The following is a 2451-nucleotide window of genomic DNA, read 5'->3' on the forward strand; positions in this document are numbered from 1 at the left end:
TAGGCGCCGGGGACGGCGTAGGCGCCGGGGACGGCGTAGGCGCCGGGGACGGCGTAGGCGCCGGGGACGGCGTAGGCGCCGGGGACGGCGTAGGCGCCGGGGACGGCGTAGGCGCCGGGGACGGCGTAGGCGCCGGGGACGGCGTGGGCTTCGGCTGCGGCTTCGTCGGTGCGCCCGCGCCGCCGCCTCCCGCGTTCGGGACCTCGTGCGCGCCGTTGAGGTAGTACGCGAACCAGGACCGCACCGTCCGCAGGTACTCCGAGGAGTGGTTGTAGGAGAGCACCGCCCGGTCCAGGTCCGCGTCCCGGCGCAGGTCACGGCTGCCCGCGCACAGGTAGCGCCCGGCGGCGAGGGCGGCGTCGTACACGTTCCCGGGGTTGCGCAGGCCGTCGCCGTCGGCGTCCTGGCCCCAGGCGGCCCAGGTGGAGGGGATGAACTGCATGGGCCCGACGGCGCGGTCGTAGGCGGCGTCGCCGTCGTGGCGGCCTCCGTCGGTGTCCCGGATCGTCGCGAAGCCGTTGCCGTTCAGGACCGGTCCGAGGATCGGCCGCAGGGTGGTGCCGGAGGCGTCGACGCGCCCGCCGCCCGCGTGCCCGGACTCGACCTTGCCGATCGCCGCGAGGAGTTGCCAGCGCAGCCCGCAGCCCGGATCGGTGCGGCCGGTCCGCTCCTCAGCCTGCCGGTACGCGGTCAGCAGGGTCGCCGGTATCCCCTGTGCGCCCTCCGCGCCGCCCATCGCGACGGGCCGGTCGGAGGATCCGGCCGTCTCGCCGGGGATCGCCGGCGGGGTCGGCGCGTCCTCCGGGAGCGGGGCGGCCGGCGGCTCCGGGCTGGTGAGGGGCGGGAGTTCGGTGAGGTACACGCCGTCGCCGCCGTCCGCCCCGCCGGCCGACGGGGGTGCGGCGGCCTGTGCGGCGCTCTCCCCGGCGGGCGCCGTACGGTGGCCGGTCGGGGCCTGCGAGGCGGTCACCGCGGCCGCCACCAGAGCGCACGCGACGGCGGCGGTCCCTCCCCTGCGCAGCCTGCCCCGAGCCGTCCAACGAGCCGACATGAGCCGGTCCCCTCCCCCTCGACGTCGGCGTGACCCTACGTCAACTCCCTTCACACCGCACCGACCAGCGCCCGGGCTTCACCACTTCCCCACGTCATGTGCAGGTCACGCATACTGGCCGGGACCGGTTCGGGCCGCATTGGCCCGAAGTAAAGACGCCCTCACTCGGCGTGACCCCACGACCCGACAGCGCCCGACCCGCACACCCCGACCAGCCCGACGCCCGAAGCCCGCCGAACCACCGAGAGGTGCCGTGCCGTTCACCCTCAGCCATGCCGCAGCCGTCCTGCCCGCCGTACGCCGCACAGGCCGTGCGCGCGGCCCGCTCGTCGCCTCCGCGCTCGTCCTCGGCTCGTTCGCGCCCGACACGTTCTACTTCGCGGACGCCGTCGTCGGCGGCGTCATGCAGTACGGGGGGTTCACGCACTCGCTGCCCGGCGTGCTGACCGCGGACGCCGTCTTGACCGCCGTTCTCGCGGCGTGCTGGCTGCTGCTGCGCGAACCGCTGGTCGCGCTGCTGCCGCGGGCCCGCCGGGGCCGGGTCCACGCCCTGCTCCGGGGTGAGGACTGGCGGGGCGGGCCGGGCGGACGGGGCGCGCGGCGGCCTGCGGTGCTCGCGCTGTGGTTCTACCTCTCGGCGGTCCTGGGCTCGCTCACGCACGTGGCGTGGGACAGCTTCACGCACCTGGACCGGTGGGGGACGAACGCGCTGCCCTGGCTGGGCGAGCCGGTCGCGTACGGGTACCCGCTCTACACCTACCTGCAGTACGGCTCGTCGGCGGTCGCGGCGGGCGCACTGCTCTGGTTCGCGGCGACGGCCCTGCGCCGGATGCCCGACCGGCCCGCGCCCGCGGCGGTGCCGGTGCTGAGCCGGGCCGAGGTCCTGGGCTCGGTCCTCCTCGTGACCGGGTGCGCGGCAGCCGGGGTGACGACGCGGGTGATGCGCTTCTTCACCTTCTACGACCGGATCCGCTCGCCCCTCGACATCGTCCCGACCGTCTGCTTCGGTGCGGGTGCCGGCCTCGCGGCGGGCCTGCTGCTGTACGGAGCCCTGGTGCGACTGCGGCACCGCCGTCCCGGCCGCGACCGGGACGACCGGGGCGGCCGCCGCCCGGCGGACGGTGAAGCGCCCGCACCCCTCGCCACCCGCTCCTGACGCCCCGGCCGGAAGGGTTCCGTCGGCTCGCGGCGGACGGTGCGGTGCATCGCGAGGCGGTGGGCCCCAGCGCGTACCCGGCGCGCTCGCGCTCCGACGGCGCAGCGAGGTGCCGTGCCCGGGGGCACCACCCCGCGGTGGCCGGGGGAGCGTCGCGAGGCCGGCACCCGCACCGAAGCAGACGGTCGGGACGATGTCGAGGGGCGAGCGGATCCGGTCGTAGAAGGTGAAGAAGAGCATCCCC

2 protein-coding genes are annotated in these 2451 nt (G+C 76.5%); one reads left to right on the forward strand and one right to left on the reverse strand.

Translation table 11 applies throughout. From position 1 onward, the window contains the following. On the reverse strand, positions 1-970 hold a 970-nt coding region (locus HYE82_RS35905; protein ID WP_309144565.1), incomplete at its 3' end, for a lytic murein transglycosylase. A gap of 334 nt (positions 971-1304) precedes the next feature. On the opposite strand from HYE82_RS35905, the gene HYE82_RS35910 reads away from it, so the two are divergent. After that, positions 1305-2207 carry a DUF4184 family protein gene (locus tag HYE82_RS35910; protein ID WP_179178419.1) on the forward strand — a complete coding sequence of 301 codons (903 nt, stop codon included), beginning with the start codon at positions 1305-1307 and terminating at the stop codon, positions 2205-2207. Positions 2208-2451: the final 244 nt, after the last annotated feature.

It is taken from the genome of Streptomyces sp. BR123 (assembly GCF_013401435.1).
Lineage (GTDB): Bacteria > Actinomycetota > Actinomycetes > Streptomycetales > Streptomycetaceae > Streptomyces.